The organism is Pseudoalteromonas sp. AOP7-A1-14, from assembly GCF_052376275.1.
Classification (GTDB): domain Bacteria; phylum Pseudomonadota; class Gammaproteobacteria; order Enterobacterales; family Alteromonadaceae; genus Pseudoalteromonas.
This window is the reverse complement of sequence record NZ_JBQSVO010000052.1, coordinates 1-24,410: the sequence shown is the minus strand read 5'-3', so window position 1 is coordinate 24,410 and position 24,410 is coordinate 1. Positions and strand designations below refer to the sequence as shown.

Annotated in this window: 22 protein-coding genes and 1 pseudogene; 5 read left to right on the top strand and 18 right to left on the bottom strand. The window is 40.5% G+C overall.

Features of this window, described 5'->3' with window-relative positions; genetic code table 11:
• Nucleotides 1-73: 73 nt before the first annotated feature.
• The 13 genes from lpxA to rpsB form a co-directional block, all read right to left on the bottom strand.
• Nucleotides 74-844: an acyl-ACP--UDP-N-acetylglucosamine O-acyltransferase gene (gene lpxA / locus ACT3RM_RS09750; protein ID WP_441834453.1), complete on the bottom strand. Its 771-nt coding sequence runs from the start codon at nucleotides 842-844 to the stop codon at nucleotides 74-76.
• 2 nt (nucleotides 845-846) lie between these two features.
• Nucleotides 847-1,299: a 3-hydroxyacyl-ACP dehydratase FabZ gene (fabZ, locus tag ACT3RM_RS09745; protein WP_441834454.1), complete on the bottom strand. Its 453-nt coding sequence runs from the start codon at nucleotides 1,297-1,299 to the stop codon at nucleotides 847-849.
• A 27-nt stretch (nucleotides 1,300-1,326) separates the two neighbouring features.
• Entirely contained in the window at nucleotides 1,327-2,349 is a 1,023-nt protein-coding gene (lpxD, locus tag ACT3RM_RS09740) for a UDP-3-O-(3-hydroxymyristoyl)glucosamine N-acyltransferase (RefSeq protein WP_441834455.1), read from the bottom strand.
• A gap of 7 nt (nucleotides 2,350-2,356) precedes the next feature.
• A complete protein-coding gene (locus ACT3RM_RS09735) occupies nucleotides 2,357-2,875 on the bottom strand; it encodes an OmpH family outer membrane protein (protein WP_441834456.1) in 519 nt (172 codons plus the stop codon).
• A 10-nt stretch (nucleotides 2,876-2,885) separates the two neighbouring features.
• Nucleotides 2,886-5,357 (bottom strand): outer membrane protein assembly factor BamA, encoded by a 2,472-nt coding sequence (bamA, locus tag ACT3RM_RS09730; protein WP_441834457.1) that lies wholly within the window; start codon nucleotides 5,355-5,357, stop codon nucleotides 2,886-2,888.
• Nucleotides 5,358-5,462: 105 nt separating this feature from the next.
• The gene (gene rseP, locus ACT3RM_RS09725; protein WP_441834458.1) at nucleotides 5,463-6,815 is read right to left on the bottom strand and encodes a sigma E protease regulator RseP; all 1,353 of its coding nucleotides are present in this window, start codon (nucleotides 6,813-6,815) and stop codon (nucleotides 5,463-5,465) included.
• Nucleotides 6,815-8,014, bottom strand: coding sequence for a 1-deoxy-D-xylulose-5-phosphate reductoisomerase (ispC, locus tag ACT3RM_RS09720; protein WP_441834459.1), 1,200 nt, complete (start codon nucleotides 8,012-8,014; stop codon nucleotides 6,815-6,817). Before ispC ends, rseP begins: the two co-directional genes overlap by 1 nt.
• The gene (locus ACT3RM_RS09715) at nucleotides 8,011-8,877 is read right to left on the bottom strand and encodes a phosphatidate cytidylyltransferase (protein WP_441834460.1); all 867 of its coding nucleotides are present in this window, start codon (nucleotides 8,875-8,877) and stop codon (nucleotides 8,011-8,013) included. The genes ispC and ACT3RM_RS09715 overlap by 4 nt, the downstream gene beginning before the upstream one ends.
• A 21-nt stretch (nucleotides 8,878-8,898) precedes the next feature.
• Nucleotides 8,899-9,660, bottom strand: coding sequence for an isoprenyl transferase (locus ACT3RM_RS09710; protein ID WP_441834461.1), 762 nt, complete (start codon nucleotides 9,658-9,660; stop codon nucleotides 8,899-8,901).
• Between the two features lie 244 nt (nucleotides 9,661-9,904).
• Nucleotides 9,905-10,426: a ribosome recycling factor gene (gene frr, locus ACT3RM_RS09705; RefSeq protein ID WP_441834473.1), complete on the bottom strand. Its 522-nt coding sequence runs from the start codon at nucleotides 10,424-10,426 to the stop codon at nucleotides 9,905-9,907.
• Between the two features lie 50 nt (nucleotides 10,427-10,476).
• Nucleotides 10,477-11,226 carry a UMP kinase gene (gene pyrH / locus ACT3RM_RS09700; RefSeq protein WP_441834462.1) on the bottom strand — a complete coding sequence of 250 codons (750 nt, stop codon included), beginning with the start codon at nucleotides 11,224-11,226 and terminating at the stop codon, nucleotides 10,477-10,479.
• A gap of 154 nt (nucleotides 11,227-11,380) precedes the next feature.
• Nucleotides 11,381-12,232, bottom strand: a complete 852-nt coding sequence (gene tsf / locus ACT3RM_RS09695) for a translation elongation factor Ts (protein WP_441834463.1) — start codon at nucleotides 12,230-12,232, stop codon at nucleotides 11,381-11,383.
• A 106-nt stretch (nucleotides 12,233-12,338) separates the two neighbouring features.
• A complete protein-coding gene (rpsB, locus tag ACT3RM_RS09690) occupies nucleotides 12,339-13,067 on the bottom strand; it encodes a 30S ribosomal protein S2 (protein WP_441833699.1) in 729 nt (242 codons plus the stop codon).
• Nucleotides 13,068-13,340: 273 nt separating this feature from the next.
• Between rpsB and map the strand changes: the two genes are divergently transcribed.
• The 3 genes from map to dapD are packed head-to-tail and all read left to right on the top strand — an operon-like array spanning nucleotide 13,341 to nucleotide 17,593.
• A complete protein-coding gene (map, locus tag ACT3RM_RS09685; RefSeq protein WP_441834464.1) occupies nucleotides 13,341-14,126 on the top strand; it encodes a type I methionyl aminopeptidase in 786 nt (261 codons plus the stop codon).
• 11 nt (nucleotides 14,127-14,137) lie between these two features.
• Nucleotides 14,138-16,756 carry a [protein-PII] uridylyltransferase gene (glnD, locus tag ACT3RM_RS09680; RefSeq protein ID WP_441994841.1) on the top strand — a complete coding sequence of 873 codons (2,619 nt, stop codon included), beginning with the start codon at nucleotides 14,138-14,140 and terminating at the stop codon, nucleotides 16,754-16,756.
• A gap of 9 nt (nucleotides 16,757-16,765) precedes the next feature.
• Nucleotides 16,766-17,593, top strand: a complete 828-nt coding sequence (gene dapD / locus ACT3RM_RS09675) for a 2,3,4,5-tetrahydropyridine-2,6-dicarboxylate N-succinyltransferase (protein ID WP_441834466.1) — start codon at nucleotides 16,766-16,768, stop codon at nucleotides 17,591-17,593.
• A 79-nt stretch (nucleotides 17,594-17,672) separates the two neighbouring features.
• Here the strand turns inward: dapD and ACT3RM_RS09670 are convergent, their stop codons facing one another.
• Complete coding sequence (locus tag ACT3RM_RS09670; RefSeq protein ID WP_441994842.1) at nucleotides 17,673-18,233, bottom strand: hypothetical protein; 561 nt, start codon at nucleotides 18,231-18,233, stop codon at nucleotides 17,673-17,675.
• 187 nt (nucleotides 18,234-18,420) lie between these two features.
• Between ACT3RM_RS09670 and ACT3RM_RS09665 the strand changes: the two genes are divergently transcribed.
• A complete protein-coding gene (locus ACT3RM_RS09665) occupies nucleotides 18,421-20,454 on the top strand; it encodes a BCCT family transporter (RefSeq protein WP_441834468.1) in 2,034 nt (677 codons plus the stop codon).
• A gap of 116 nt (nucleotides 20,455-20,570) precedes the next feature.
• Here the strand turns inward: ACT3RM_RS09665 and ACT3RM_RS09660 are convergent, their stop codons facing one another.
• From ACT3RM_RS09660 to ACT3RM_RS09650, 3 genes and pseudogenes are all read right to left on the bottom strand, one after another.
• A complete protein-coding gene (locus tag ACT3RM_RS09660; RefSeq protein ID WP_441834469.1) occupies nucleotides 20,571-20,912 on the bottom strand; it encodes a 4a-hydroxytetrahydrobiopterin dehydratase in 342 nt (113 codons plus the stop codon).
• A gap of 23 nt (nucleotides 20,913-20,935) precedes the next feature.
• Nucleotides 20,936-21,718, bottom strand: a complete 783-nt coding sequence (gene phhA / locus ACT3RM_RS09655; protein WP_441834470.1) for a phenylalanine 4-monooxygenase — start codon at nucleotides 21,716-21,718, stop codon at nucleotides 20,936-20,938.
• A 213-nt stretch (nucleotides 21,719-21,931) separates the two neighbouring features.
• Nucleotides 21,932-22,855, bottom strand: a pseudogene (locus tag ACT3RM_RS09650) (trans-sulfuration enzyme family protein); the annotation flags it as partial.
• A 351-nt stretch (nucleotides 22,856-23,206) separates the two neighbouring features.
• Here ACT3RM_RS09650 and ACT3RM_RS09645 point away from each other — a divergent pair.
• Nucleotides 23,207-23,674, top strand: coding sequence for a hypothetical protein (locus ACT3RM_RS09645; protein ID WP_441834471.1), 468 nt, complete (start codon nucleotides 23,207-23,209; stop codon nucleotides 23,672-23,674).
• 136 nt (nucleotides 23,675-23,810) lie between these two features.
• Here ACT3RM_RS09645 and ACT3RM_RS09640 read toward each other — a convergent pair.
• Nucleotides 23,811-24,410 (bottom strand): hypothetical protein (locus ACT3RM_RS09640; protein WP_444511364.1); only part of this gene is annotated, 600 nt, incomplete at its 5' end.

Sequence of the window (24,410 nt, the reverse complement as noted above, 5' to 3'; positions counted from 1 at the left end):
AAACCACCGTAGAAGGTGGTTTCTTATTTTAAGTCATTTGCTCGTTGAGCTAGTATTTATTGGTGGATATCACCTAACGAATAATGCCACGCTCTGATGACTTAACAAAATCGACCATCATTTGCACTGCTGGGTATCTGGCAGCATCTTCACTTAGTGCCTCAAGCGCCTCATCAATGCCTAAGCTTTTACGGTAAAGTGTTTTATAAGCTCGACGTGTCGCCATTACTTCGTCACTTTCAAAACCGCGACGCTTCATGCCTTCAGTATTAATTGCTACTGGCCCTGCTGGTGTGCCAATAGTCGTAACAAATGGTGGAACGTCTTTATTCACGCCTGAATACATGCCGACAAAAGCATGCGCGCCTACCTTACAGAACTGGTGAATACCTGAATTACCCGCAAGAATAACCCAATCACCAATATGTACGTGGCCTGCAACCGATGCATTATTAGCAAATATTACGTTATCGCCAATCACTGCATCATGAGCAACATGGGTATAAGCCATAAACAAGTTATTGCTACCAATTTTAGTCACGCCTTGATCTTGAATCGTTCCGCGGTGAATAGTTGCACATTCACGAATAACGTTGTTATCACCAATAATCAGCGTTGTGGGCTCATTAGCATATTTTTTATCTTGGCACTGTTCACCTACAGAGGCAAACTGAAAAATATGGTTACCTGAGCCAATGGTAGAGGGCCCTTTAACAACCACATGTGATTCAATAATACAATTATCACCAATCACTACATCATTACCAATATAGCTGTATGGACCCACTGACACATTTTTGCCAAGTGTAGCCCCAGATTCGATTATCGCCGTAGGATGGATCACTGTTAAAACTCTCTTCTTGCACACATGATTTCGGCACTGCACACTAGCTTGCCATCAACTTTCGCTTCTGCTGCAAACTTCCAAATGTTGCGGCGCTCCTTTAAAAATTCAACGTGTAAATGCATGGTATCACCTGGCACTACCGGCTGCTTAAAGCGGGCATTGTCTACTGCGGCAAACAGATATAATTCATTTTCGCTGCGATTTTCTACCGTTTTAAATCCTAGTAAACCCGTAGCTTGCGCAAGAGCTTCTAAAATTAATACACCTGGAAAAATAGGCTGATTTGGAAAATGCCCGGTAAAAATAGGTTCATTAAACGATACATTTTTAATCGCATGCAAAGATTTACCCGGTGTAAAATCAATAACACGATCAACAAGTAGCATCGGATAACGATGCGGTAGTAAGCTTAAAATCTCTTGTATATCTAGGCTATTTAATTCGTTTGCCAAAATAGCATCCTTTTTAGTGTTCAATAGTTATGACTTCGTTAATAACTCAAGTGCTTTAATACGCTCTTTCATATCGCCGAGGTTACGTATATGAGCAATACTGCGACGCCACTCTTTATTACTCAAATGCGGTAAGCCTGAAGAATAGACCCCAGGTTCAGTAATTGCTTTAGTAACCATGCTCATACCTGTAATTATAACACCATCACATATATTCATGTGACCATTTATACCTACAAGACCAGCGATCTGACAATTCCTACCTATCACCGTACTACCTGCAACAACAGTGCAGCCAGCAATAGCTGTTCCTGAACCAATTTCAACGTTATGGGCGATTTGGCATTGGTTATCAATAATGACGTTATCATGCAAAATAGTGTCATCCAGCGCACCACGATCAATCGTAGTACCGGCACCAATTTCTACTTTATTACCAATAATAACCCGGCCTAACTGAGGAATTTTAATCCATTGACCTTGCTCATTAGCATAACCAAAGCCATCACTGCCAATTACAGCACCTGATTGAAACAAACAATCAGCGCCAATTTCAACATCGTGATAGACGCTAACATTAGCCCATAGCTTAGTGCCCTTGCCTAGTTTAGCATTAGCACCGATAAAACAACCTGCACCAATCTGCACATCATCAGCAATCTCTGCGCCGGCTTCAATAACGGCACCTGCAGCGATCCCGACATTATTACCGATATTAGCTGAATCGTGAATGACTGCCCGGGCATGAATACCTGCTTGCGCCGCTCGCGGTGTGGTATCCATAAATTGAGCAAGTTTTGCATAACTAACATAAGGGTTCGCAACAATGATTTTGTTACCATCAAAGTACTCAGCATCTGCAGGTGAAAGTATCACTGCTGTTGCTTTTGTATCTAAAAGTTGTGGTCGGTATTTCTTGTTGGCTAGAAATGCAATATGCCCAGAATGGGCATTTGCAAGGGTGGCTATTTTGCCAATTTCTAAAGCGCCGTCACCATGAAGCTCGGCGCCTAGAAGTTCCGCAATCTGCGAAAGCGTATAATTTTGCATATTGATTCTATAGTTTGCTTACTTTATCAACAACTTTACTTGATAAGTCAGTTACTTCTTTAGGGTTAAAGTAAATTGTAGCATCTTTTACTTTAACTTCATCAAAGTCACCTGATTTACCAACTTCTTCAATCGCTTTGATAATTAAGCCTTGCACTTTAGCAAGTTCTTGGTTTTGACGTGCTTTGATTTCTTGCTCTAAAGGACGACCTTTTTCAGCAAGATTTTTTTGCATATCTTGAATTTTGTCACGTAACACATCTTTTTGTGCTTGGCTTAAAGTTGTGCTTTCACGTTTGAACTTCTCAGCTTCAAAACGAATATCGCCCTGTAATTTTTCAAGCTCTTGACGACGCTCAGCAAACTCACTTTGTAGTGACTGTTCAATTTTAGCCATTTGCGGGATTTCTTTGTAGATAGCTTGCATATCTACAATGCCTACTTTATGAGCAAATGCGTTAACTGAAGTACCCATCATTAGGGTAGCTAAAATAGCGATAGCTGTTGATTTAAATGATTTTTTCATAAAAACTCCTTTAGAATGTATTACTAATATTAAAGCTGATGGTCTTCGTATCGTCATCTTCTTCTTGTTGCAATGGATACGCAAAACTAATCAACATAGGACCCATTGGAGAGATCCATTGTAAAGATAAGCCGGTTGAAACCCTAAAACGTAAAGGATCAGAGTAATCCTCAAGTTTAGCGCGCTCATCCGGTGCTAAATTTTGATAACGATCGACGTTGAACTCAGTATCCCACACGTTTGCCGCGTCAACGAAGAAACTAGTACGAACTGAACTGGTGTTTTCTTCATCCAAGAATGGTGTTGGTACAATTAACTCCATACCTGCCACGGCTTTGGTGTTACCACCAATTCGACCTTGTGGAATAAGCACGTCAAACTGCTCTGCGCCGCCTATACTGCCAGTTGTTGTGCCGTCTCGCAATGGTCCACCAGGGATAGTTTGTGGTACGCGAGAAATAGCTTGCGGTAAGATTGTATTTCTGTCAAAGCCACGTAATTCCATCTCGGTAATACGGAAAAACTCTTGGAACGGTAATGTTTGATCGTACCCATTGGTGCTGCCATAACCATTACCATAACCCAATGCCGCACGCGTTGAGAATACCCAGCGGTGGTCGTTACTAATTGGCCAGTAAAAACGCGAGTCATAATTTAACTTAAAGTAAGTTAAGTCAGAATTTGGCGTAGTTCCGGTTAAATTAAGTGTTTGACGTGAACCGGCCGTTGGGAATAGGCCTCGGTTTACTGTTACACGTGACCAACCAACGCTTAACTCGTACTTAGTAAAGTCAAAGCCTGCATCTGGGTTTTCCGGGTCGCGGAACGTTTCACGTATTACGCGAGTTTGTTCATACTCAGCAATATCGGAAAGCTCTTCTTGGATCCAACGCACACCAAAGTTAACTCGGTTAACGGCGTCAATTGGAAAGCCTATATTCGTACCAATACCATAACTTTTTGATTTATAGTCAACTAGACTGAATTTACTTGCATCATAGTTGCTATAGAAAATGCTACTACCTTGCGATACACCATCCGGCGTAAAGTATGGGTCAGTATAAGATAAGCTTACACGCTCAGAACCACGGGAAGTATTAATGTTAAAGCCAATTTGGTTACCTGTGCCTAAAAAGTTAGACTCAGTCACACCAATATTAAATTGCAGACCTAAGTACGAGCCATAAGCAAGACCAGCATTAAAGCTACCTGCTGATTGCTCTTTAACATTAAAATCGACATCGACTTGATCATCAACACCCGGTACAGGCACCACATTAAAATCAACAGTTTCCATATACGGTAAACGTTGAATTTGCAATTTAGAACGTTCAAGATTCTGATTAGAAAGCCACGCACCTTCAAGCTGGGTCATTTCGCGACGTAGTACTTCATCGGAGGTGTTTTGATTACCACCAACAATAATACGACGTACATAAACACGCTTACCTGGATCAACTGACAGAGTTAATTGCACTTCTTTATTTTCATCGTCAATTTCAGGAATAGTACGTACCTCAGCATTGGCATAACCAAAGCGAGCTAAATAGCTTTTAATAAATTCTTCTGAAGAGGTCACCACAGAGCCGTTGTACAGCTCGCCTGCGCGAAGTGGAATTACACTTTTAATAAGCTCTTCACGGCCAAGCAAATCACCAATAAAGTCAAAACCTTTAACTTTATATTTAACCCCTTCTGTAACGTTAGCTGTTACATAAACAGATTCACGTTCAGGACTTACTGATACTTGCGTTGAGTCTATATTAAAACGAAGGTAACCACGGTCTAGGTAATAACTGCGAATTTTTTCAAGATCGCCTTCAACAGTTTGCTTTTGATAGCGGTCGCTACCCATAAACTGCCACCAGGGTAAATCTTGCTGTGACTCAGCCAGCGCTAGTAAATCCTCATCAGAGAATAACTCATTCCCCACTAAGTTAATTTGACGAATTGAAGCGGCATCGCCTTCATCAAATTCAAGTTTTAACTTAACACGGTTACGCGGCAATTTTGTGATGCTAACATCAATTTTTGCGTTGTATTTACCAATACTGTGAAAGAACTCAATTAAGCCCTTTTCAATATTATCTAGAACTGTTTTGTCTAGTGGCTCACCTTGGCGAATGTCTTGCTGCTCTAAAGACTGATTTAACTGCTCATCTTTAATATCTTTATTGCCGTCAAACTCAATTAAGCTGATCGTTGGGCGTTCTGTTACTTTAAAAATAACATTATTACCATCACGTAGCGCTTCAATATTGTCGAAGTGACCTGAACGATACAATGACTTAATTGTTGTTGAAATTGTATAGTCATCAACATTATCGCCAACATTGATAGGTATATGTGTTAACGCTGCACCGAGTGCGACACGTTGTAACCCTTCAACTCTTAAATCTTCAACAATAAAGGAAGTTTGGCCTAGGGCTGCAAAACTTGCACCTAATAAACTTGTCACTGCCAAATGTTTTTTTATAGCCATTTTATTATCTTTATCCTTTACAACTGTATTACCGCGCAACACCATGACATTTACATTTTAGTGGTGTTTTACAATCGTGTTCTAATTCGAGACTGTTCGGTTCTTTTATAATCGTGTTACATCATTGAACAAAGCGAAACATGTTAAAAATATGAGTAACAACGCACCCACCTTAAAACCAAACTCTTGCGTCTTATCAGAGACTGGTTTTTTACGGAAAAGTTCAATTATGTAATACATTAAGTGCCCACCATCAAGTACTGGCAAGGGTAATAAATTAAATACACCCAAATTAACACTTATTAACGCTAAAAAGCTTAAAAACGCGACTAATCCGTAGCTTACGCTAGTTCCAGCCCCGACTGCAATGCCTACTGGCCCACTTAAGTTTTTTACGGATACTTGACCAGTAATTAAATTACCAATCATATCAAAACTCAAAGTGATCAAACGCCACGTTTCTTGTGTGCCAAGCACCATACTATCGAGTGGCCCATAATGTCTAGTTTCAACATAACCTTCAGGCCAAGGCTCAACATAAGGGGCAACCCCTAGAAATCCTTTGCTAATGCCCTGTGCATCCGCTTTACCTTGCGGTGTAACAGTTAGCGACTCTACTCTATCTTGTCTTTTTACACTAAACTGTAAGCTTTTGTTAGCGGAACCCTCAATAACATTAACTAATTGCTGCCAACTGCTTATTGTTTGTTCGTTTACGGCAATTATTTCATCATCTACTTGTAAATTAGCCAATGCAGCTGCAGAGCCTGGAGTAATTGCAGCCAGCTTTAAACTCGCCTGTGGTCGAAAAGGAATAATACCTAATGAAGCCAGTGGAGGTACATCGCGTTGGTCTAATTTCCAGCCTGCTAAATTAAGTGTTTTAACTTGAGATTGATAGTTTTCATCACGTACGATGACATCAATACTTTGCTCACCAAGACCAGCCATTAATGAAAAAGTCACATCTTGCCATGTCGCAAGCTCATCATCGCCAATTTTTATAATCTGCTGGCTTGGCATAATACCTGCTTGCTCTGCTCGGCTATTTGATTCAACGCTACCCACCACAGGTTTTATTGATTGCACACCAATCATATACATTGCGCCTAAAGCAACAATTGCAAAGAGGAAGTTTGCCATAGGCCCTGCGGCTACAATCGCGATTCGTGCTTGTACTGATTTTGCATTAAATGATAAATGTTTTTCGTGATCGGCCACGTCATCAACACGTTCATCAAGCATTTTAACGTAGCCACCTAATGGAATCGCTGCAATAACATATTCAGTTTCGTGTTTGTCATACCATTTAAGTAACGGCTTACCAAAACCTATCGAAAAGCGCAGAACCTTAACCCCTGCTCTTCTAGCGACCCAAAAATGGCCGTATTCGTGCACCGTGACTAAAATGCCCAGCGCTAAAATAAATGAACCTAAGTTCCAAAAAAATTCAAGCATTAACGTTTCACCTTTGAGATCAACTGAACAGCTTTTGTACGTGCAAGTTGATCGCACGCTAAAATTTCATCGAGGCTGTGCACGTTAACATCCTTTGTCAGTTCAAGCGTTTGTGCATTAATACGATAAATATCAGTAAAACTAATTTGTTTATTTAAAAAAGCGGCAACGGCCATTTCATTTGCAGCATTAACGGTTGTCGTTGCGCCTTGCCCTATCTCACAAGCTGTAATAGCTAATTTGAGGTTAGGGTAACGAGCGTAATCCGGTTTGGTAAACGTGAAATCTGCAATTTGTTCAAAATTCAATGGCTTAACACCTGCATTAATGCGTTCAGGGTAAGCTAATGCGTGGGCGATTGGTGTGCGCATATCTGGATTTCCCATTTGGGCAAGAACAGACCCATCTTGATATTGCACCATAGAGTGGATAATGCTTTGCGGATGTATGACTACTTCAATATCCGAAGCCTCGCAATTGAATAGCCATTTAGCTTCAATAAATTCGAGGCCTTTGTTCATCATGGTTGCAGAATCAACTGAAATTTTATGCCCCATTGACCAGTTTGGGTGTGCAACGGCCTCATCAATGGTTACCTGTGACAAAGTGCCTACGTCACGATTAAGAAATGGCCCGCCAGAGCCTGTTAATAATATTTTACTAACGCCATGCTCTTTAAGCTGCCCTTGCGTGCCTTGAAGCCCAGTAGGCATACATTGAAAAATCGCATTATGTTCACTATCTATAGGTAGCAAAGTAGCTTTGTGCTGCTTAACTTTATTTATAAACAGCTGACCAGACATTACTAGCGACTCTTTATTCGCTAGTAGTATTTTTTTGCCCGCCTCAACTGCGCTAAGCGTAGGTATAAGCCCCGCAGCACCGACTATAGAAGACATCACTGTATCTACATCAGGGTGCGCTGCCAATTCGCTCATGGCTTTTGTACCACTTTGTACTTGAGTTTTACACCGTGTATTTGCAAGTAAATCACGTAGCTTATTTGCGCCGTGCTGCTCAACCATTACCGCATATTGAGGGTTATGTGCTAAACAAAGTTCAGCCATTTTATCGGCATTATGTCCTGCGGTTAACGCAAATACACTGAACTGAGCTTTATTGCGTGAAATAACATCTAGCGTATTCAAGCCTATAGAGCCTGTAGCTCCTAAAACAACCAGTTTTTGCTGGTAAATCATAAACTTAAAGTCCAGGCATAACACAGTACAAAAATAGGAGCAGCAGCAGTTAGACTATCAATGCGATCTAAAATGCCACCGTGGCCTGGCAAGCACGAGCCGCTGTCTTTTAAGCCAGCTTCGCGCTTAAACATGCTTTCGAGCAAATCACCAATGGCTGAGAAAAGCGCAATAAAGGCCGTCATAACAGCATAAACCGGCCATACAGCTGTACCTACATCTGTAAAGTGGCAAAAGGTCAGCACAAAAATTACTGCCGCTGCAACGCCCCCCGCTAAGCCTTCAATAGTTTTATTAGGGCTTACTTTTGGCATTAATTTATGTTTGCCAAAGTTTTTACCCGTGAAATAAGCCCCAATATCAGCGCTCCAAACAATGCCTAGAACCACTAAAATAAGCATCGAGCCAAAATGTGTAGATTCGACATAACCTGCACTACGTAGAGTATTTAACGCAAGCCAAAGCGGAATTAAAGTAAGCAGCCCTGCAATACCGCGCATCAAAAAACCTTCGTTCCATGCTTTGGCCATAGCCGGATAGCGCCATACTAAGTAAGTCGCGACTAACCACCATGCAAATGACAAGGTAAATAGATAGTTGGCGTCGCCAATAAGCTTCCCATCAATCCATAAAGATTCTATTGGCCAATGTAAATTTAACATCGTCAATAAGATGGCAATAAGCGACACGAAGGTGATCCGCTTTAATTTATCGCATAGCCCCATAAACGCAGACCATTCCCAAGCACCTAGCAGTACAATACCACCAGCTATATAGCTAAACAAAGTTAGCGGAGTATAAAAAACTAAAACTAATGCCAATGGAGCAAGCACGAGCGAAGTTAAAATTCGTTGTTTAAGCAAAGTGTAACCCTTTATAAATATTTAGGTTTCGGCGAGTAATTGTTTTATTTGTTCGCCAGTACAACCAAATCGTCGCTCTCTGGCGACGTAACATGCAATCGCTTCTGCGAATGCCGCTTCGTTAAAGTCAGGCCAAAGCGTATCAGTAAAGTACAGCTCTGCATATGCTGCTTGCCAAAGTAAAAAGTTACTTATGCGAACATCACCGCCTGTGCGGATAAGTAAGTCAAGCTCTACTTGATCATTCATCGCAATACAGTCACCTAGGTGATCCTGCGTTATATCATCGGGTGATAGTTGCCCTTGAGCTACTTGCTGCGCTAGTTGCTTCGTGGCTTGAGTAATGTCCCAACGCCCACCATAATTAGCTGCAACATTTAATCGTAACCCCGTGTTATCACGAGTGAGCGCATGCGCCGCATCAACCTTGTCACGTAAAGCATCAGAAAAGCGTGACAAATCACCAATTATAGTCAGTTTTACATTGTTTTTATGCAGCTTTTTGACTTCCTTGCTCAGCACAAATAAAAACAATTCCATTAAGGTATTCACTTCGTCTTCGGGGCGACGCCAATTTTCGCTACTAAATGCAAAGAGGGTTAACGATTGCACACCTAATTTAGTACAAAACTGCACTGATTGGCGCACGGCATCAACGCCTTTTTTATGTCCATAAACACGCGGGCGGTTTTTTGCTTGCGCCCACCGACCATTACCATCCATGATTATCGCGACATGCTTGGGTAAACATCGCTGGGGAATTTTATCAGCGTTAAGAACCATAAATATTGATTATTCCATAAAAAAACGCCGCCTAGTATACCCTAGACGGCGTTTCAAAACTAATATTTTTAACCTGAAATAGGGATAATAAATCTATTTCAGACAGGTATATTTAGCGCTACCGCACTGAGTTTACTTACAATAGCCCTGCTATTGACGCATAAATCCAGCTCTAGAAAAAAGGGTTATTTATATACCCCGATCACTAGGTTAGTAAATATCTAAGCCTAAACTATTTTGCTACTTATATTTCCATCAACTCAGCTTCTTTCGCTGTTAGTTGAGCATCCATTTCTTTAACAAACTTGTCTGTTAATTTTTGAATTTCATCTTCAGCTTGATGTGCCTCATCTTCTGAAACATCTTTATCTTTAAGTAAGTTCTTGATATCACTATTGGCATCACGGCGAATATTACGTACCGCTACACGGCCGCCTTCCACTTCACCACGCACAATTTTAATTAAGTCTTTACGACGCTCTTCTGTAAGCGCAGGTAATGGTACACGAATAACCGTACCTGCTGACATTGGGTTTAAGCCCAAGTCAGATGCCATAATCGCTTTTTCTACCGCTTGTGCTAGTGATTTATCAAACACACTGATAGCTAACGTGCGTGAATCTTCAATACTTACATTAGCAACTTGGTTAAGTGGTGTATCAGCACCATAGTACGACACCATAATGCCATCTAACAATGCTGGGTGGGCACGACCAGTACGAATTTTAGATAATTGACTGCCAAGTGCCGTTACACTTTTCTGCATACGATCTGCAGCATCTTCTTTAATATCGTTAATCACGGTTCAATCCTAATCTATTTGATAACTTCATCGGAGGCTTGTGAAGAAATAAGGGTTCCTTCTTCTTCACCCATAATAACACGCTTAAGCGCGCCTGATTTATTCATATTGAATACGCTCAGCGGCATTTTGTGATCGCGAGCTAGCGTAAATGCGGCTAAATCCATCACTTTTAATTCTTTTTCAATAATCTCATTGTAGCTTAAATGGCTATACAGTGCTGCTTCAGGGTTTTTCACTGGGTCATCGCTGTAAACACCATCTACTTTAGTAGCTTTAATTACCGTATCGGCTTCAATTTCAATACCACGTAAACAGGCTGCTGAATCAGTAGTAAAAAATGGGTTACCCGTACCAGCTGCAAAAATAACTACGCGACCAGATTTTAATAAGCTAATTGCTTCAGCCCAATTGTAAGCGTCACATACACCATTTAGTGGAATAGCTGACATTAAGCGGCAATTTACAAATGCACGGTGTAACGCATCACGCATTGCAAGGCCGTTCATTACGGTTGCGAGCATTCCCATGTGATCACCGACTACGCGGTTCATACCTGCTTCTGCCAGTGAACCACCCCGTAAAAAGTTACCACCACCGATAACCAAACCCACTTCTACGTCGAGTTCTACCAGTTCTTTAATTTCTTGAGCCATACGGTCAAGCACTTTAGGATCGATGCCGAAGCCTTCGTCTCCCATTAATGCCTCACCACTTAATTTAAGAAGAACGCGTCTAAAAATAGGTTTACGATTGATAGTCATAGTATTTGGGCCAGCCTTAATAATGAGATAAAAAATAACCGCGTTTATGGTTATACATAAAACGCGGTTATTTTAAAGAATTTTCAGCACTGACGCAAAAGCTAATAACAGATTAATTTCATCTATTTATCTTTTCATCGGCTGAGCAAGAGAATTACTGGCCTTTAGCCGCTGCAATTTGTGCAGCAACTTCAGCAGCAAAGTCTTCTTCTTTCTTCTCGATACCTGCACCAACTTCCATACGTACGAAGCTAGTAACTGTTGCGCTTTTCTCTTTAAGAACTTCGCCAACAGATTTTTTAGGTTCCATGATGAAAGCTTGACCAGTAAGAGAAACCTCACCAGTAAACTTCTTCATACGACCAACAACCATCTTTTCAGCGATTTCAGCAGGCTTGCCTTCGTTCATCGCGATGTCGATTTGAACTTGCTTTTCTTTTTCAACAACGTCAGCAGGAACATCTTCAGGTGTTAGGTATTCTGGGTTTGAAGCAGCAACGTGCATTGCAACGTGCTTAAGTGTCTCTTCATCAGCAACACCTGTAACAACAACACCAATACGCTCACCGTGACGGTACTCTACTAGTTGCTCACCAGTGATGTACTGAAGACGACGTACGTTGATGTTTTCACCAATTTTAGTTACTAGCTCAACACGGTCTTCTTCATACTTAGCTTGTAGTTCTTCAATAGCCACTGTGTCTGCAATTGCAGCGTCAGCTACTTTATTAGCGAATGCTAAGAAGCTTTCGTCTTTAGCAACGAAGTCAGTTTGACAGTTAACTTCAACTAGTACTGCAGCATTACCACTTTTCTTGATAATGATAGTACCTTCAGCAGCGATGTTACCTGCTTTTTTAGCCGCTTTAGCAGCGCCACTTTTACGCATGTTTTCAATCGCTAACTCGATGTCGCCATCAGTTTCAGTTAACGCTTTTTTACAATCCATCATGCCAGCGCCTGTGCGCTCACGTAATTCTTTAACTAGGGCAGTAGTTACAGCCATTAGTAAATCCTCAAATCTGAAAGTCAGTTTTAGATAAGCGGGTTAACCGCTCTATAAGAATAGCAAGTCTTCATCTTCGTTAAGATGAAGACTTGATGACAGCTAATTACTCAGCTTCTACGAAATCATCTTTTTCAGCTTGAGCAACAATGTTGTTCTCACGGCCTTCAGTGATCGCAGTTGCAACAGCGCTAGTGTAAAGGTTGATTGCACGGATAGCATCATCGTTACCAGGGACAACGTAATCAACGCCGTCTGGGTTAGAGTTAGTATCAACGATTGCAACAACTGGAATGCCTAGGTTGTTAGCTTCACGGATTGCGATGTGCTCGTGGTCTGCATCGATAACGAAAAGTGCGTCAGGAAGACCACCCATGTTTTTGATACCACCAAGGCTCTTTTCAAGCTTGTCCATTTCACGAGTAAGCATTAACGCTTCTTTTTTCGTTAACTTTTCAAAAGTACCGTCTTGACTCTTCGCTTCTAAATCTTTTAGACGCTTGATAGATTGACGTACTGTTTTCCAGTTAGTCAACATACCACCTAACCAACGGTGGTTAACGAAGAATTGGTCACTTTCGATAGCCGATTCTTTTACTGCGTCGCTTGCTGCACGTTTAGTACCAACGAAAAGAACTTTACCTTTGTTTGCTGCTGCATTAGTTAAAAACTTAAGTGCATCGTTGAACATTGGTACAGTTTGCTCAAGGTTGATGATATGTACACGATTCCGTGTGCCAAAAATGAAAGGCTTCATCTTTGGGTTCCAGTAACGTGCTTGGTGACCGAAGTGAACACCAGCTTGAAGCATATCGCGCATTGAAACGTTTGCCATTTTATAAATCCTCTATGTAGTTTAGGGTTAGGCCTCCACATATCCCATAGCACTAACACCGAAGTTAAATGAAACTTCAAATGCACCCAAGTGTATGTGACGATACGTGTGTGTGTTAAAATAAAATTGTGTTTGCCTTAAATACAAAAAATCATTTAAGAATTTATTTGTAAAAAGACGGCGCGCTTTATACCATATTAAAAACCATTATTCAACGTCGCGACTAAAAATTGTGCGGCGATAAATACACTAAAACTTAATTCTGGAGCCTCAATGAGTGCTGTAATCAAGACCCCTGATGAAATCGAAAAAATGCGTGTTGCCGGGCGCTTAGCGGCCGATGTACTCGAGATGATAGAGCCGCATGTGGTGCCTGGTATCACCACTGATGAGCTAAATACAATTTGTCATAATTATATTGTCGATGAGCAGCAAGCTATTCCTGCACCACTTAACTATCACGGTTTTCCAAAATCAGTCTGCACCTCAGTTAATTATGTAATTTGCCATGGTATTCCGAACGACAAGCCACTTAAAGATGGCGACAGCGTAAATATTGACGTTACCGTTATCAAAGATGGCTACCACGGCGACACCTCTAAAATGTTTCACGTTGGTACCCCTAGTATCCAAGGCAAGCGTCTTGCTCAAGTCACTCAAGAGAGCCTTTACTTAGGGATTAAGATGGTCAAGCCTGGTGTGCGCTTAGGTGATATTGGTGAAGCAATTCAAAAATATGCTGAGAGCTTTAACTACTCAATTGTACGTGAATATTGCGGCCACGGTATCGGTAGTGAATTCCACGAAGACCCACAAATTATGCATTACGGAAAAGCTGGTACGGGTGAAGCCTTAAAAGCAGGTATGTGTATAACGATTGAACCTATGGTCAATGCGGGTAAACGCCAATGTAAGGTGCTAAAAGACGACTGGACAGTGGTAACTAAAGACCGTTCTTTATCTGCCCAATGGGAACACACCTTGCTTGTTACTGAAAATGGAGTTGAAATTTTAACGCTTCGATCGGATGATACGATAGACAGGATCATCGAACACTAGGAACGAAGCCATTGGCATTACCCAATAAAGTAAAAAAGTTGCTCAGCGATGCTGAGCAACTAAGTGATTATCGCGATTGCTCTAGTTATTTTTACAAATGGCTAGAAAATGAATTTTCAAAGCAACCCGTTAGTAATTTAATTAATGCTCGCGCCGAGTTTGTCGACCGCTTATTAATAAAACTATTTCATGCTTATGATCTAGCCCACGAAAGTGACTTAGCGCTAATTGCTGTGGGTGGTTATGGCCGTGGTGAATTACACCCCTATTCAGATATCGATTTTATGTTACTGGTAAGCCAGCAACCAAACGAAGCGGTATGTGAAAGAATCGGCCAATTTGTCACTATGCTATGGGACCTTAATTTAGAAATTGGTCACAGCGTACGCACTATTGAACAAGCCCTTGAACAAAAACGTGAAGATGTTACCTTTGCCACCAGCTTACTTGAAAGTCGGCTCATTTTTGGTAATCACATCGAGTTTGAAAAGCTCAAGCATCATTTAATCGAAAGCCCTATATGGCGCTCTGACGAATTCTTTTTGGCAAAAGTCCAAGAACAAAATTTACGCCATAAAAAATGCCACGGCACCGCCTATAATTTAGAGCCCAATATTAAAGAAAACCCCGGTGGGCTGCGCGATTTACAAACCATCATTTGGGTAGCAAAAAAACACTTTAGAGCTGAAACTCTCCAAGAACTAATAAGCCACGGTTACCTGACACACGAAGAACATCAGGAACTTTCAGAGTGTTTAGAAAACCTCTGGAATATTCGTTTTGCATTGCATATTGCTGCCGGGCGTTCTGAAAATAGATTGCTGTTTGACCACCAGCCAAATACTGCAGAAATACTCGGTTTTGGTAGTGATGGTAAAGCCTCGGTTGAACGCATGATGAAACGCTTATTTAGAATAATGAGCCGCATACGTGAGCTTAACCAAATGCTGCTTTCTTATTTTGAGCAAAGTATTTTACCGGGCGTAAGTGAACAAGCCGTAATTGATCTTGACCATAACTTTGAGCGCGTAGGCCATCAAATTCGGGTTAAAAACCCCTCGGTGTTCTTTCGACGTGATCAGTTGTTTTCGCTATTTGAGCATATTGCCGATCACCCTGAAATCACCCATATTTACCCAAGTACTATCCGCACAATGCGCCAAGTTCGTAGGCGTTTATTAGGTGATTTACAAGATTATGCCGCCTGTCGTGCCGCTTTTTTACGCATTGTAAAACACCCAAATGGTATGGGCCGCGCTTTTACATTGATGCATAAGCACGGCATGCTTGCAGCTTATTTACCACAATGGCGTAATATTTTTGGACAAATGCAGTTTGATTTATTTCACGCCTATACGGTAGATGAGCATACTCATAAACTGATCAATAATATTTATCAGTATTTTGATAAATCCCACGTAAGTGACTTTCCTATTTGTAGTGAAATCGTCACTCGTATGGATAAGCCTGAACTTTTATATTTAGCTGGTATTTTCCATGATATAGCCAAAGGCCGTGGCGGGGATCACTCAGAGCTTGGCGCGGTTGATGCTATTGCGTTTTCAAAGCTTCACCGTTTTCCAACCTCTGACGGTAAACTAATTGCGTGGCTGGTAACTAATCACTTGCTGATGTCGGTTACCGCACAACGTAAAGATATTAACGATCCTGGTGTTATCAAAGATTTTGCCTCACGCGTTAAAACTGAACGCCAACTCGATTACCTATATTGTTTAACCGTAGCCGATATTCGTGCTACCAATGACAATTTATGGAACGACTGGAAAAATACCCTACTGCGTGAACTGTATTTACATACCCAGCGGGCGCTACGCTTGGGGCTTGAAAACCCAATGGATCAGCGTGACCAGATCCGCGATAAAAAACATCAAGCAAAGCAGCGTTTACTTAATCATGGCTGCCGCGAGGAGCAAATTGATCTTATTTGGAGCCGCTTTAAAGCAAACTACTTTACAGCCTTTAGTGAACAGCAAATTTCATGGCATACGCAACATTTGCTGCAGGTTAAAGACTTAAGCCAACCTAGTGTATTAGTGTCAAATAAGGCAATGCACGGCGGTACCCAAGTGTTTGCCTACAGCCCCTACTCTGGCGGCTTATTTGCAAGACTTGTGAGTGTTGTTGGCTCTAAAAAAGCGCAAATCCAACATGCTCAAGTACTGACTACCAAAGATGGCTATGTACTATTTAGTTTTGTTATTTTAGAAGTTAACGGTGAGCCAATCGCCAGTGGTCGTGCGCAGACAATTAAACGCGCACTGGACATAGCATTAAATGATCCGAAAAAGAAGATTCGCTTTAAAAAGAATCGTTCACAGCGTTTTAAAGACTTCAATATCAAACCTAAAATAGTGCTGCGCCCACATGCCAGAAAAGATCGCAGCCTAATTGAGATTCAAGCGGTAGATATCCCCGGCCTATTAACTAAAATAGCCGAAGTACTTCAAACACATCTATTACACATTCATGCTGCACGAATTACCACTGTTGGCGAACGTGCAGAAGATTTCTTCGTGGTATCGAATAATGAATACCAAGCCCTTACCGACGAAGAGCAAGCCAAAATTCATCAAGCATTGCGTAAAAAGCTCAATGCAGAAACCGAATAAGAGGACCTTATGTCAGATTTAAAAACCATGATTGAAAACGCGTGGGATAACCGCGATAACATTAATCCAACTATCGTAACCGATGACGTTAAGCAAGCTATTGTTGATACCCTAGAGCTATTAGATAGCGGTGCAGCCCGTGTTGCTGAAAAAATTAGTGGTGAATGGGTGGTTCATCAATGGTTGAAAAAAGCAGTGCTTTTATCATTTCGTATTCGCGATAACCAACCGCTTAATGACGGTGTTAACCAGTTTTATGACAAAGTACCACTTAAATTTAGCGACTACACGCCAGAGCAATTTCAACAAGGCGGCATGCGCGTAGTCCCTAATGCGGTAGCCCGTAAAGGCAGCTTTGTGGGTAAAAATGTAGTACTTATGCCATCTTACGTAAATATTGGAGCATATGTTGATGACGGCACCATGGTTGATACATGGGCGACTGTAGGGTCATGTGCACAAATAGGTAAGAACGTTCATCTATCGGGTGGCGTTGGCATAGGCGGCGTTTTAGAGCCATTACAAGCCAATCCGACGATCATTGAAGACAACTGTTTTATCGGCGCTCGCTCTGAAATTGTTGAAGGCGTAGTGGTTGAAGAAGGCGCTGTTATTTCAATGGGCGTTTACATCAGCCAAAGTACCCGTATTTATGACCGCGAAACCGGTGAAATTCACTACGGCCGCGTACCAGCCGGTGCAGTTGTAGTGCCTGGAGCTCTACCTTCTAAAGACGGCACACACAGCCTGTATGCTGCAATCATCGTGAAAAAAGTCGACCAACAAACCCGCGAAAAAGTAGGAATAAATGCACTTTTACGCTCGATAGACGACTAATCTACCCTGCAGTAATAAAAAATTCAAAGCCATGTTTACACATGGCTTTTTACTTTAACCAACGACTCAAAACTCACACTCAAAGCCTTTTTACCTGCTCCCCCTTACCAGTATAATCTTTGTACTTGATTATTAATGTATTAGCTTTTTCGGTAAATGTGAAATGACCGAGCCAATCAAGAGTAACGATAGGCGTTAACTTATAAAAGCCATTTTGAGTAGTACATTGGTATGAAAAATGATGATTAGCTTCCCCCCCAAGTGCCCCAACATCAGAGGTGTAGACCGTGATATTACCTTGCCTGCGGTAATTATCAGCTTGTGTGCCAACAACTAAGTAGAGTGCGCAAACAATACCAAGCATAATAAATTGGACACCTGCTAGTATAAATATTGTTACATCAACGAATTTCGAATACCACTTACGCGGCTCTTGGTGGTGCGAGTGACCGTGACTGGCCAGCATAAACCCGCCAATCGTTACTAACACCAACTTAAAAGGAATGAAATACGCACTCACTAAATACATTGTTTTTGGGTCTTGCCATTGTATGCCAAACGCCACAGGAATTAATAAGCTGTCAATAAGCGGCAATAGTATAAGCAAGCAAGCGATAATAAAGTTTTTATGTTTTATCATTTTGATGGTAGTCGTCCCTTATGTTCTGCCTGTAAGTGTACAAATAAATAACCGTTAAAAGCAAAACTAACTGACTTCACCTGACGACAACGTAATGTTTTTAGTAATAAATTAGCCAATATCCACAAAGATGTAATAAGCTTGGTAAGCACGCTTTAAAGTTAGCAATCAATATTAAGGATTTAATATGGGAAAAAAACCATTTCGCTCAACTATTTTGCTGCCAGTATTTATACCTGCGGTGTTTATTATCTTACTTTTAGTAATAGGCACAGCCAGCAATACCGAACTTGCAAAGCAAGTGTTCAGTGTCACCCTTGCTTGGATCACAGAAACCTTCGGCTGGTTTTATATGTTATCGGTGGCTATTTTTTTAGTGTCTATCGTCTCTATTGCCGCATCAAGTTGGGGGAACATTAAATTAGGCCCCGATCATGCAGAGCCGCAATACAGCTTTGTTGAATGGTTTGCCATGCTATTTTCAGCAGGTTATGGCGTTGCCCTACTTTACTTTGGCGTTGCAGAGCCCGTACTACATTATGCCTCTCCGCCAGCAGGTGCTGCTGAAACAGTCAACTCAGCGAAGCAGGCAATGCAAATCGCATTTTTCCATTGGGGATTTCATATTTGGGCAATTTATGGATTGGTGGGCTTAGTACTTGCCTACTTTGCTTTTCGACATGGTCTACCGCTATCAATTCGCTCTGCACTATATCCGCTAATTGGCAATAAAATTTATGGCCCTATTGGCCATGCTGTTGATATATTCGCTATTTTAGGCACCCTGTTTGGTATAGCAACTACGCTTGGGTTATCCGTCACGCAAATTAATGCGGGCCTGAATTACTTGTGGCCTAGCATTGAAATTGATATTAAAGTTCAAATTGTGACTATTTGTGTCATAACTGCAGCCGCTACGCTCTCCGTTATTGCAGGTATGGATAAAGGCGTAAAACGGTTGTCTATATTAAATATGGTATTAGCCATTTCTTTAATGACATTTGTATTTTTTGTTGGCTCTAGCATTCACATCTTAGAATCGTTCTTACAAAACACAGGCAGTTATTTAAGTGGTATTGTCGAACGTACTTTTAATTTGCAAGCATATAACCGCAGTGACTGGATTGGCAATTGGACATTATTTATATTTGGTTGGACAATTGCTTGGGCACCATTTGTGGGTATGTTTATCGCTAAAATTAGTCGTGGACGTACAATTAGACAATTTGTTGTTGGCGTCATGTTAGTTCCAACTATATTTACTTTTTTATGGTTTTCTGTATTTGGTGATACCGCCTTAAATTTAATTATGAATGAAGGCATCAACACGATTATTACGGATGTTAAAGATAATGAAGCAGTTGCATTATTTAAGTTATATTCAGAGTTACCATGGACATCCTTTATTTCAATATTAACTTTGGTATTAATCGTTACCTTTTTTGTTACTTCATCTGATTCAGGATCATTAGTTATCGACTCTCTTGCTTCAGGTGGTCGTGTTGACAGCCCTGCTTGGCAACGTATCTTTTGGGCATCACTGGAAGGTGGTGTAGCAATAGCTTTATTACAGGCCGATGGACTCAAGGCACTTCAAACCATGACAATTGCAAGCGCTTTACCGTTTGCCATAATAATGTTGTTAGCAACAGTAGGTCTGTGGCGAGCACTAATTATTGAAGGACATAGAGATACTAGCTTACAAGCACATACCTTAAATAATAAAAGTCAAAAGCTTTCGCACTGGAAGCGTCGTTTAGCATCGATGGTTGACTACCCTAGCAAAAGAAAAGTACATACTTTTATTGAACAAACAGTTTCAAATGCGATGCATGCTGTGCAGGCCGAATTAAACGCGCGGAAATGGCACGCAGTTGTTGAATTTGACCCACAGATGCCACGCGCACATTTAACGGTACTGCGTCACGAACATGTCGATTTTGTGTATGATATTAGGCTAACTGAACATACAACACCTAGCTTTGTGCATTCTGAAGTTAAATCTTTAAAAGATGCGCCTGAATTATACTATCGTGCTGAAGTATTCTTACGTCGAGGTGGTTTATCTTACGATATTTATGATTACAGTGAAGACGATATTGTTAAAGATATACTCGACCAGTTTGAAAATTACTTACACTTTTTAGACAACAGCCCAGGCGAATTACCTTGGGATATGACGGAGCATGATGAAATGTTAAACACAGATAAATCAGAATAATGGCTATAATGAATTAGCCAGATACCTAGCTCAAGGGTTTGAATTAATAGGTAAACAATAAAAGGCACTTTGCGTGCCTTTTATTATTTTTTATAGCATATTAACTTTGACGATGATTACTCATTAAATAGTTCATCGGTTTTAGCCGCACAAATAAAATCATTTTTATGCAAGCCTTTAATTGAATGGCTCCACCAAGTAACGGTCACTTTTCCCCACTCGGTTAATAAGCCAGGATGATGACCTTCGTCCTCAGCCATATCACCCACTTTATTAGTAAACGCGATAGCTTGTTTAAAGTTTTTAAACTTATAAACACGCTCCAACTGCATAATACCATCACGTACTTCAGGTACCCAGTCAGGTATTATTTTAATTAATTCAGCTAATTCAGTATCTGATACTTTTGGTGCATCAGCATGACAGGCTTCACATTTTTGTGTGCTTAAAGGTGACATTTTAAATCCTTAACTTACTATTTTTATTTAGGGTGAAATTTTGGTTTATATAAGCCCAACTCTTTTGCTTGTTCAACCAGTGACATGATGTCTATTTGTGAAATATCAAATAAATCGTGAATAGAATTAATGGTATAATACACAGGTTGCATAATATCAATGCGGTATGGCGTTCGTAATACATCAAGCACATTCATACTATTTATTTCTGGCTCGTCGCTGTACACATATTTTGTTTCACCTGGGCTTGATAGAATACCTCCGCCATAAATACGCAAGCCATCATCAGTTTGCATTAGACCAAACTCAACCGTAAACCAATATATACGCGCTAAGTATGCACGATCTTTTTTCTGTGCCGCGTAACCTAACAGACCATACTTATGCGTAAACTCAGCAAAATCGGGGTTTGTTAGCATTGCACAGTGGCCAAATATTTCATGGAAAATATCCGGTTCTTGTAAATAATCAAACTCATCACGATTACGAATAAATGTCGCAACCGGAAATTGCTTGTTTGCCAATAGGCGGAAGAACTCATCAAAATCAATTAACGCAGGTACAGGAGCGACCTGCCAACCCGTTGTCGCAAGCAATACTTCGTTTAGCTCACTTAACTGCGGGATCCTGTCTTTGGGTAAGTTAATTATATCTAGTCCCGTCATATACTCATCGCAAGCTTTACCTTCGATGCACTTTAATTGACGCTCAACCAGTTCTGACCATACTTTATTTTCTTCATCGCTCCAATGAATCACGCCATTTTCATCTGGGGTTCTGGAGGTGTATTTACTTTGCTTAGCCATAATAACCTTTTTGTGCTTCACCAAAAACCGGTGCCAACGTGTTACAGCCATACTAAGTAAAAGTGAATAAAAGTTTAATAGGGCTAGGTATTTCTATAAATAACAGAAAGACCCAGAGCGTACACTTTTTAATACACTACAACAATGAAAATGTTTACAACTCCATAAACAAATACCTTAAAACAAAAAATTAGTAAACATATAATTACAAAATCACATTAGGTATGAAAAAGCATGTTTTAGATCATTTATAATATCGTTAACATCTTCAAGCCCTATAGAAATTCGTATTAGGCCATCGCTTATTCCGGCCGCTGCACGCTCCTCTGGTGTATATGGTGAGTGCGTCATCGATGCAGGGTGCTGAATAAGGGTTTCTGCATCACCTAAGCTCACTGCAAGCGTACAAAGTTCGGTATTATTTATAAATGTTTCACCATCTTTTAACGTGCCTTTAAGCTCAAAAGCAATTACCCCTCCCGCCGCTTTCATCTGCCTACCAATAAACTCATATCCTTGATGAGACTTAAGCCCTGGATAATATACTTTTTTAACAAGGGCATGTTGTTCTAAAAATTCCGCTACAACTTGTGCACTCTCACAGTGGCGCTGCATTCTGATCCCAAGTGTTTTTAAACCACGGTTAATTAACCACGCATCATGTGGGCTAATGGTTGCACCAATGTCTTTAAGCACCGTCATTTTAATTAGGCTAATATGTTCATGACTGCCACAAACCAGGCCTGCAACAACATCACCATGACCATTTAGGTACTTGGTAGCACTGTGAACAATAACATCAATGCCAAATTCTTTAGGCTTTTGCAGTAGCGGTGTGAGGAAAGTGTTGTCAATAACGCTCACTAAATCATGCTGTTTAGCAACATCACTTATCAACGCGAGATCAAGCACAGCCATGGTCGGGTTTATGGGGGTTTCAGCAAAAATCATTTTACTGTTAGGTTTAACAGCATTATGAAGCTCTGTAGAGTTCGTCATATCAACAAAGGTAACTTCAATACCAAAGCGCGCAAGCATATGAGCAAAAAAGGCAAACGTACATCCGTACAATGCGCTGGATGCAATAAGATGGTCCCCTTGCGATAAAAAGCTTAATACCGATGCTGATACCGCGCCCTCTGGGTTCTATTCATTTACTGATAGTGAGGAGACTCATGATTTTGAAGCACTCGCACGGGCTGTTCATTTAACTATTTGATTTTTAAGTAAATTACTATAAAATAAATTATCAATGAAAATTAGACGTGCTACACAGCCCTTTATAATAAGGCTCTGTAGGGCAGTAACCGAAAAATACCGCGTTTATGCACAATACCCCAACTAGACTCTGCTGCTCTACAGGCGCGAAAATGGAAAATTGAAATTCAGCAAGCTAGCCAAAGCATTACTGCATTTAGCAAAACTTACAGAGATTATGCGTCCAGTGTTTTCATTCAATCGGTGGGTTCTGAGGATGATATTAATGATTTGAAAACAACATTCGGTCTCAATGCATCTATTCTATACCATCTAAGAAACTCACTGAAGAAACCTTCAAGAAAAGGTTCAACATTCGTTGGGTTGTTTAAGACTGATGATCATGGTTGGGTAAAGCAGATGCTAATGAACACGCAAGGGCCACAATTTTTGTGGGCTACAAATACCAACAATGATGATGCTTATGTACGTAACCAGCTAACGATAAAGATTGGTTCTAATGCGGCTTTATCACTATTAAAAACGTTATTCCCAAGTGGGAATATAGATAAGGAAGTTATAAAGCAAAAGCAAACACACGCGAATATAATAGCCGCTGAATCAAATTTAAATGATTCTAATTATTTTACTGATGGTGAGGAGCAAAGTGGAGAGGTAAATACAACTCCCAAGGTTATTTTACACAGGATAGTTGAGCAGTGTATTAATTATTATCAAAAGTCGCTTCTTGGTCTATAGCAAACTGAATCTTCATTTTTCGGCCATTGTAAATATGTAGCATGAGAGTTACTTTATCACGTTAAAATCCTAAACAGACTTAAATCTGATAGTAACCCTCATTTTGAAACCTCTCAAAGGGAACATTTATATAAAGTTATAGAATACAGCCTTGAGGTCCACAATTTCTGAGATTTGGAATAACTCTGCCAATTTCATTACCACACCTATTACTGTTCGAATCACATGCCTGTAATGTCAAATATTTGCCAACACTAGGTGGAATTTGAATTGTGAAAGTTTCTGTATAAAGAGGTATATTTGATTTTTCAGTTGCAATTAAAACCCCATCTAACCTTACCTTATAAGTATCTGCTGCACTGATTTCAGTCCAACGCATATCATAGGTTACGCCATACCGATTAGGAGTTAAGTGGAACATTGGAGTTTGAATATCAGCTACCTTAATTTTTAAATTATAGGTATCTTGTTTTGAGCCAATTTTTAAGAAAACTTTGTAATCACCTACAACAACCGGTGTAAAGCTGAAGTTTTTATTTTTATCACCTACGACAGTTCTATGCGCAATAGCTCCTGAAGGAAGCCTAACACTCCACTCAATAACTTCGCGAGAATTAACCTGCGAATCTTTTGCGGAAAAAAGTTGTTGTTGATTTGGTTCTGGTGAACGTGAAATTAATGTTATTTTAGGTTCACTTACCTTGTAGTGTGTACTGAAATTATTTACTGTCCAAAT

Excerpts from the sequence above, each read along its gene's own strand:
- rseP (WP_441834458.1), bottom strand. The coding sequence starts at position 6,815 with ATGCTTGAATTTTTTTGGAACTTAGGTTCATTTATTTTAGCGCTGGGC.
- ACT3RM_RS09735 (WP_441834456.1), bottom strand. The coding sequence starts at position 2,875 with ATGAAAAAATCATTTAAATCAACAGCTATCGCTATTTTAGCTACCCTA.
- frr (WP_441834473.1), bottom strand. The coding sequence starts at position 10,426 with ATGCAGAAAAGTGTAACGGCACTTGGCAGTCAATTATCTAAAATTCGT.
- ACT3RM_RS09670 (WP_441994842.1), bottom strand. The coding sequence starts at position 18,233 with ATGATAAAACATAAAAACTTTATTATCGCTTGCTTGCTTATACTATTG.
- tsf (WP_441834463.1), bottom strand. The coding sequence starts at position 12,232 with ATGGCTGTAACTACTGCCCTAGTTAAAGAATTACGTGAGCGCACAGGC.
- dapD (WP_441834466.1), top strand. The coding sequence starts at position 16,766 with ATGTCAGATTTAAAAACCATGATTGAAAACGCGTGGGATAACCGCGAT.
- ACT3RM_RS09665 (WP_441834468.1), top strand. The coding sequence starts at position 18,421 with ATGGGAAAAAAACCATTTCGCTCAACTATTTTGCTGCCAGTATTTATA.
- ispC (WP_441834459.1), bottom strand. The coding sequence starts at position 8,014 with ATGATTTACCAGCAAAAACTGGTTGTTTTAGGAGCTACAGGCTCTATA.
- rpsB (WP_441833699.1), bottom strand. The coding sequence starts at position 13,067 with ATGGCAAACGTTTCAATGCGCGATATGCTTCAAGCTGGTGTTCACTTC.
- lpxD (WP_441834455.1), bottom strand. The coding sequence starts at position 2,349 with ATGCAAAATTATACGCTTTCGCAGATTGCGGAACTTCTAGGCGCCGAG.
- pyrH (WP_441834462.1), bottom strand. The coding sequence starts at position 11,226 with ATGACTATCAATCGTAAACCTATTTTTAGACGCGTTCTTCTTAAATTA.
- phhA (WP_441834470.1), bottom strand. The coding sequence starts at position 21,718 with ATGGCTAAGCAAAGTAAATACACCTCCAGAACCCCAGATGAAAATGGC.
- map (WP_441834464.1), top strand. The coding sequence starts at position 13,341 with ATGAGTGCTGTAATCAAGACCCCTGATGAAATCGAAAAAATGCGTGTT.
- ACT3RM_RS09660 (WP_441834469.1), bottom strand. The coding sequence starts at position 20,912 with ATGTCACCTTTAAGCACACAAAAATGTGAAGCCTGTCATGCTGATGCA.
- ACT3RM_RS09710 (WP_441834461.1), bottom strand. The coding sequence starts at position 9,660 with ATGGTTCTTAACGCTGATAAAATTCCCCAGCGATGTTTACCCAAGCAT.
- bamA (WP_441834457.1), bottom strand. The coding sequence starts at position 5,357 with ATGGCTATAAAAAAACATTTGGCAGTGACAAGTTTATTAGGTGCAAGT.